The organism is Streptomyces sp. MK37H (genome assembly GCF_018035285.1).
Lineage (GTDB): Bacteria > Actinomycetota > Actinomycetes > Streptomycetales > Streptomycetaceae > Streptomyces > Streptomyces endocoffeicus.
The window spans coordinates 1-6,099 of record NZ_JAAAYH010000506.1; the positions used below are offsets into that span (position 1 = coordinate 1).

8 protein-coding genes are annotated in these 6,099 nt (G+C 72.0%); 5 read left to right on the forward strand and 3 right to left on the reverse strand.

The features are described 5' to 3' along the window. Window positions 1-29: 29 nt before the first annotated feature. Both GWI24_RS39130 and GWI24_RS39135 read left to right on the forward strand, forming a co-directional pair. Complete coding sequence (locus tag GWI24_RS39130; protein ID WP_210950793.1) at window positions 30-683, forward strand: DAK2 domain-containing protein; 654 nt, start codon at window positions 30-32, stop codon at window positions 681-683. A gap of 195 nt (window positions 684-878) precedes the next feature. Beyond that, entirely contained in the window at window positions 879-1,949 is a 1,071-nt protein-coding gene (locus tag GWI24_RS39135) for an acyltransferase family protein (protein WP_308344244.1), read from the forward strand. A 62-nt stretch (window positions 1,950-2,011) separates the two neighbouring features. Here GWI24_RS39135 and GWI24_RS39140 read toward each other — a convergent pair whose 3' ends face one another. Beyond that, the gene (locus tag GWI24_RS39140) at window positions 2,012-2,659 is read right to left on the reverse strand and encodes a bifunctional 2-polyprenyl-6-hydroxyphenol methylase/3-demethylubiquinol 3-O-methyltransferase UbiG (RefSeq protein ID WP_210950787.1); all 648 of its coding nucleotides are present in this window, start codon (window positions 2,657-2,659) and stop codon (window positions 2,012-2,014) included. A gap of 88 nt (window positions 2,660-2,747) precedes the next feature. On the opposite strand from GWI24_RS39140, the gene GWI24_RS39145 reads away from it, so the two are divergent. Then, complete coding sequence (locus GWI24_RS39145; RefSeq protein ID WP_210950788.1) at window positions 2,748-3,344, forward strand: helix-turn-helix domain-containing protein; 597 nt, start codon at window positions 2,748-2,750, stop codon at window positions 3,342-3,344. Window positions 3,345-3,365: 21 nt separating this feature from the next. Here GWI24_RS39145 and GWI24_RS39150 read toward each other — a convergent pair whose 3' ends face one another. Both GWI24_RS39150 and GWI24_RS39155 read right to left on the reverse strand, forming a co-directional pair. Continuing rightward, on the reverse strand, window positions 3,366-3,602 hold the full coding sequence (locus GWI24_RS39150) for a hypothetical protein (protein ID WP_210950789.1): 237 nt from the start codon (window positions 3,600-3,602) through the stop codon (window positions 3,366-3,368). A gap of 122 nt (window positions 3,603-3,724) precedes the next feature. Beyond that, the gene (locus tag GWI24_RS39155; RefSeq protein ID WP_210950790.1) at window positions 3,725-4,219 is read right to left on the reverse strand and encodes a cupin domain-containing protein; all 495 of its coding nucleotides are present in this window, start codon (window positions 4,217-4,219) and stop codon (window positions 3,725-3,727) included. A gap of 96 nt (window positions 4,220-4,315) precedes the next feature. Between GWI24_RS39155 and GWI24_RS39160 the strand changes: the two genes are divergently transcribed. Further along, window positions 4,316-4,726: an Rrf2 family transcriptional regulator gene (locus GWI24_RS39160; protein ID WP_210950791.1), complete on the forward strand. Its 411-nt coding sequence runs from the start codon at window positions 4,316-4,318 to the stop codon at window positions 4,724-4,726. After that, window positions 4,723-5,691, forward strand: a complete 969-nt coding sequence (locus tag GWI24_RS39165; RefSeq protein WP_210950792.1) for a DsbA family protein — start codon at window positions 4,723-4,725, stop codon at window positions 5,689-5,691. Before GWI24_RS39160 ends, GWI24_RS39165 begins: the two co-directional genes overlap by 4 nt. Window positions 5,692-6,099 lie beyond the last annotated feature (408 nt).

Sequence of the window (6,099 nt, forward strand, 5' to 3'; positions counted from 1 at the left end):
GCCCCAAGGGCCTCACCCACACCGCCGTCATGGACTGGATGACACGGTTCGCCGCCACCGTACGCTCCGTGGAGCCCGAGCTCACCGCCCTCGACCAGAAGGCGGGCGACGGGGACTTCGGCGCCAACCTGGTCACCGGGATGGACGGTGTCCGCCGTGCGCTGGACGCCGTGGCGGCGGGCGCGGGGAACGGCGAGAGCCGGAGGGGCCCGGACGCGCCGCTGGACGCCGCCGCGCGGGTCTTCCTCGACGACGTGGGTGGCACCAGCGGCCCCTTGTTCGGGCTGCTCTTCCAGGAGCTCGCCGACGCACTGGGCATGGCCGCCGCCCCGCCCGGGACCGCGGCACTGGCCCTCGGCACCGCCGCCGGCGCGGCCGCGATCCAGCGGGTCGGCGAGGCCGAGGTGGGCGACAAGACGATGGTGGACGCCCTCGTCCCCGCCGCGCGGGCCCTCGCCTCCTGCGAACCCACCGCCGACCCAGCGCACGCACTCCATGTGGCCGCGGTGGCGGCCCATCGGGGCGCCCGCTCCACCACCGATCTGCGCGCCCGCCGCGGGCGCGCCAGCTACACCGGCGACCATTCGCGCGGCGTCCCCGACCCGGGCGCCCTGGCCGTGGCCCTGCTGTTCGCCTCCGCACACGCCGAGCTCACCTCGCTCAGCCGGCTCCCCGTGTCCTGAGGAGAAAGGCCGAGGCCATCCAGGGATCCCCGGGACGTCCCACCCGCCGGTGAACGCCGCGGCCGGGCCGCACGTACTGGGATCCGAGTCCTGGGCCGCATGAGAGGGGCAGAGCGGGGCAGACGACCAGGATTCGACTGTCGGCTCGATCAAAGGTGTCCGGGAGAATCTGTGCAGCAGGAGACCGCCGCCCGTGTGACCACAACACCGGCCGTGCCACGGCCGCGCGATGGCGGCGCGTCCGGAGGCCGGACGCGCGACCCGTACTTCGACAACGCGAAGTACCTCACCATCGTGCTGGTGGCGTGCGGCCACGCATGGGAGCCGCTCACCTACGGCAGCCGGGCGGCCACCGCGATCTATCTGACGGTGTACGCGTTCCACATGCCCGCGTTCGCCCTCATATCGGGCTACTTCTCGCGGAGTTTCGACATGGCGCCGGGGCGGGTGAAGCGGCTGCTCACTGGTGTCGTGGTGCCATACCTGGTCTTCGAGGTGGCGTACACGCTCTTCTACCGCTGGGCACAGGACGATCCGGGCTATCCCATCAGCCTGCTCGACCCCTGGTATGTGATGTGGTTCCTGGCCGCGCTGTTCATCTGGCGGGTCACCACCCCGCTGTGGCTCGCGCTGCGCCATCCGGTGCCGGTCGCGCTGGCGGTGGCCGCGCTGGCCTCGATCTCTCCGGAGGCGGGCGGGGATCTCGGTCTCCAGCGGGTGCTGGCGTTCCTCCCGTTCTTCGTGGTCGGACTCACCCTGCGCCCGGACCACAGCACCCGGCTGCGGACCCGGCGGGCCCGGCTGATCGCCCTTCCGGTGGCGGCCTTCGCCCTGTGCACGGCGTACGCGGTGGCGCCCTGGATGGACGCGGAGTGGTTCTACCACCGCAAGAGCGTCGCCAAGCTGGACGGCGTACCGTCCTGGGCGGGTCTGCTCACCACGCCCGCCCTCTTCAGCCTGGCGCTGGTGCTGACGGCCTGCTTCCTGGCCTGGGTGCCGGGGCGCCGGACCTGGTTCACCGCGCTCGGCTCGGGCACGCTGTACGGCTATCTGCTGCACGGCTTCATCATCAAGTCGTCCCGCTTCTGGGACTGGTACGACCATCCGTGGCTGCACACCCCGCTCGGGGAGCTCACCGTCACGGCTGCCGCGGTGCTCATGATCAGCGCACTGTGCACGGAACCGGTGCGACGGGTCCTGCGCGCTCTGGTGGAGCCACGCATGGACTGGGCGTTCCGGCGCACCGGTTCGTCAGCCCCTTCCTGAGGGCGGCGAGGCGCGTCCTCGCCGGCGGCGGGGAAATCTCCGTCAGCGGCCGGGAATCGCCGTCAGCGGCGGCGGAGCTTCACGGTGTTGTCGATGCGGGTGGCCGGCTTTCCTTCGGGGTCGGTCACCTTCTCCTCATGCACCTCGCTGACGAGGACGTCCCACTCCCCGTCCGCGAGGTCGAGCCCGGCGAGCACCTCCTCGGGGGTGGGGAAGTGGAAGTCCGGATCGGGGTCCGGCGCCCAGGACGGGAATCCGGCGTGTCCGGTGATCAGCAGCACTCCGCCCGGTGCGACGGCGCCCGCGGCGCTGCGCAGGATCCGCTCCCGGGGCAGTTCGAGCCAGGAGTGGAGGAAGTAGGTGGAGACCAGGTCGAAGGTGCCGGCCGGGAAGGACACGGACAGGTCGTGCGGCTGCCATTCGATGCGGTCGCCGACGCCTTCCGACGCCGCGTGTCCGGCGCCGCGGTCCAGGGCCACCTGGGAGACGTCGACGGCGGTGACCCGCCAGCCCTGCCGGGCGAGCCAGATGGCGTCGGCGCCCTCGCCGCAGCCCAGATCCAGTGCGTGGCCGGGGGTCAGCCCGGTGACCTCGCGCACCAGGGCGGCGTTGGGCCTGCCGCTCCAGACGCGGTCCTCGGCGCTGTAGAAGGTGTCCCAGGACTCCCGGTGCGTGGTGTCGGGCGAGATGTCGTGCGGCTTGGTGGTCATGTCGGATGCGCTCCCTTCGTTGGGTCAAGAGAGTGCGTCCGGCCGTGGCCACTTGACAAACTTCTTTGCCGGGGTGGCAAATGAAGGTATGGCTGACGAAGACCTCACCGAGGTGCTGACCGCCGTAGGACCCCGGCTGCGGGCGCTGCGGCGCACCCGTGGCACCACCCTCGCCCAGCTCAGCGAGACGACGGGCATCTCGCTGAGCACCCTGTCGCGGCTGGAGTCGGGGCAGCGCAAGCCGACCCTGGAACTGCTGCTGCCGCTGGCCAAGGCCTACGGAGTGCAGCTGGACGAGTTGGTGGGGGCGCCGGCCACCGGGGATCCCCGCGTCCATCCACGGCCGTTCACCCGGCACGGCCAGACGTTCATTCCGCTGACCCGCTATCTGGGCGGGCTGCACGCGTACAAGCAGATCATGCCGCCCCGGCCGCAGGGCAGGAGCGACGAACCGCTGGAGCAGCGGGTGCACGAGGGCTATGAGTGGCTCTATGTGCTCTCCGGGCGGCTACGGCTGGCGCTGGGCGAGCACGATCTCGTGCTCACGGCCGGTGAGGCCGCCGAATTCGACACCCGCACTCCCCATGGCTTCGCCAACGCCGGGGACCAGCCGGTGGAGTTCCTCTCCCTGTTCGGGGCGCAGGGCGAGCGCCTCCATGTCCGCGCCCGCCCCGCCGGCACCTGACCCCCGTTGCGCCTGGGGTGCTCACCCCGAGGACTCGTCCGGGACGGGCTGCTCGGGGTGTACGCTCCCGGTCTGCGGCCTCCCCCGCCGTCCGGTGCCGGACTCGTCCGTCTCGGGGATGTCGTCCACATCGTCCGGCTCGTGGCCGGCGCCCGCCACGTCCAGGTGGTCGGGCCCGTCCTGCGCCTGCTGGTCGGGGAGGTCCCTCGGGATCCCGCCCCGCTCCTCGCGTTCCTCCGGTCGCCGGTCGTCGCTCACGATGCCGCTCCTTTCGTCGATGGAGGGGGCACAGCAGAGGCGATTACCCACGAGCGCCGGGCGGATGCATGGTCGGCCGGTCCGATGCGGCCATCCGTGCGCGCGGCCGGCTACTCCCCGCGCTACAGCACATACAGCTCCGGCAGGTTGACCACGATGGCCTCCTGGGTGCTGCGGGCGATGACCACCACCGCCTCGTCGTCGGGGTCCGGGTTCTCCTCCCGGTGCGGCACATAGGGCGGTACGAAGATGTAGTCACCCGGCCGGGTGCGCAGCCGGACCTCCTCGACGTTTCCGTCCCGCTCCTCGGCGAAGACGAACTCCGGGTGGCCCCGCACCACGAAGATGGCCGTCTCGGACTCGCCGTGGTGGTGGTTGGCGGAGGTGGTGTCCGGCGCCACATGGGTCTGGCCCATCCAGAGCCGCTCGGACCCCACCGACTGGCCGCTGATCGCGGCGAACCGCCGCATGCCCTCGGTCTGGGCGGTGCCGGGGTCGACGTCCTCGGTGCGGATGTGGTGCAGACGCGATCGCAACGGACCGTCGGGGGCGGTGGCCTTCAGATGCGGATGGAACGCGTCGTGCTGCTGCGCGGGGTCGCCGCCGGGCGTCGTCATGCCACCGACCGTAGAAAGCACCGGTAATGGATGTCAACAGGTGTCCTTTCGTTCACCAGGCACAACACCGTGAAATCCACGCTGCATAATGGCCGTATGCAGATCTCGGCGAAGGCGGACTACGCGGTCCGGGCGCTGGCGGAGCTGGCCGCGGACGCCGGCAGGCCGCTCACATGTGAGGCGATAGCGACGTCCCAGGACATCCCCTTCCGGTTCCTCAAGGCGGTCTTCCGCGATCTGCGCCAGGCCGGTCTGGTGCGCAGCCAGCGCGGCTGCGAGGGTGGCTACTGGCTCGCCCGCGACCCCGCCGAGACGACGCTCGCGGACATCGTGCTCGCGGTGGACGGGGCGTTCCTGACGCTTCGCGGCGAGCGGCTGGACGACCTCGGCTATCGCGGCCCGGCGGCCGGGCTGCCCGGGGTGTGGCGCGGGATGGAGGACCATGTGCGCCAGGTGCTGACCGCCACCGCGCTGAGCGATCTGGTCCGCGAGCGGCTGGCCGCATGACGTCCGTACGCCCGGACCGGCCCCGGAGCGCCGAGACGGACGGTGACGAGGCCGTCGAGATCGTGGAGTACACCGATCCGGCCTGCCCGTGGGCATGGGGCTCCGAGCCCGCGTTCCGCCTGCTGCGGGCACTCACCGCGGGGCGGACCCACTGGCGCCGGGTGTTCGGCATCCTCTTCGACGAGGACGACGACCCGGCACCGGATCCGGCCGCCGAGACCGCCTGGTACGGCCGCTATATCGCCGATATCGCCCGCCATACGCGGGCGCCCTATGCCCACCGGCTGCGCTGGGTGGCGGCCACCAGCCGGCCGGCCTCGCTCGCCGCGAAGGCGGCCGAGCGGCAGGGCGCGACGGCCGCGGAGCGGGTGCTGCGGCGGCTGCGCGAGACCACGTTCGTGCTGGGCACCCCGGCCGATACGGCGGAGCGGGTGCTCGACGCCCTGGCCGGCCTCGACGGTGTCGATATGGGGCGGCTGGACGCGGAGATGGGCGACCCGGAGGTGGTGGCGGCCGTCCGGCGGGACCATGCCGAGGCCCGTGATCCCATCCCGGAGGCGCATGCCTTCCACGCCCCGGGGCCGCATGGCACGGGGGTGAAGGAGACCGACGGCGGGGTGCGCTACGCGCTGCCCACGCTGGTGTTCTCCGGGCCCGGCGGGCGCGTGGCCGCGCCGGGGTGGCGGAGCATGCCCGAGTACCTGGCGGCGCTGCGCACGGTGGCGCCCCGTCAGCTGTGGGAGGCGGCCCCGATCGGCCCGGAGGAGGCCCTGACCGAGTACCGCAGCCTGACCGGGCCCGATCTGTCGCTGCTGACGGGTGGAACCACTCCCCCGCCCGCGGCCGTACGGGTGGAGACGGCGGGCGGGCCGCTGTGGCTGCACCCGGACGAGGCGGCCACCCATCCGGCGCTCATCACCGGCGCGGAGGAGAAAAGTCCAGGTCGTAGCCGTCTTGGCGAATGAGACACCGAAAGGTGTCCATTGACTTCGCCGGTCCTCGCCCCTCACCATGGGCACATGCTGACGACGCACCCCGGTGTGGTGTGCCGATACGTGGACTTCCGGCGCACCGCCAGCGCCATCTGTCGCTGATCGCCCCTTTCCCGTTCCGCGATCCGCCACGATCCGCCGCGTCCCGAGCGCCTCGTGCCGCTCGTATCCCCTGGTCTTCCTCGTTTCCTCCCCGGGCCCACCGCTTCCGGCCTTCATGACGCTGCCCGTCCGCGTTCCCTCGCTGACGTGTGCGGCCGTGTTCGGCCGTAAAGCCACGCTGTCCGGGGGTGAGTTGACATCACGAAAGGCGACGTCCAGTCATGATTTCCGCCGCCCCGCCACCTCCCGTCCGCCGTCCGCCCGATCCGCCACCGGGCC

Coding starts and splice junctions, on each gene's coding strand:
- GWI24_RS39130 (WP_210950793.1), top strand. CDS start 30: ATGGACTGGATGACACGGTTCGCCGCCACCGTACGCTCCGTGGAGCCC.
- GWI24_RS39140 (WP_210950787.1), bottom strand. CDS start 2,659: ATGACCACCAAGCCGCACGACATCTCGCCCGACACCACGCACCGGGAG.
- GWI24_RS39145 (WP_210950788.1), top strand. CDS start 2,748: ATGGCTGACGAAGACCTCACCGAGGTGCTGACCGCCGTAGGACCCCGG.
- GWI24_RS39155 (WP_210950790.1), bottom strand. CDS start 4,219: ATGACGACGCCCGGCGGCGACCCCGCGCAGCAGCACGACGCGTTCCAT.
- GWI24_RS39160 (WP_210950791.1), top strand. CDS start 4,316: ATGCAGATCTCGGCGAAGGCGGACTACGCGGTCCGGGCGCTGGCGGAG.
- GWI24_RS39165 (WP_210950792.1), top strand. CDS start 4,723: ATGACGTCCGTACGCCCGGACCGGCCCCGGAGCGCCGAGACGGACGGT.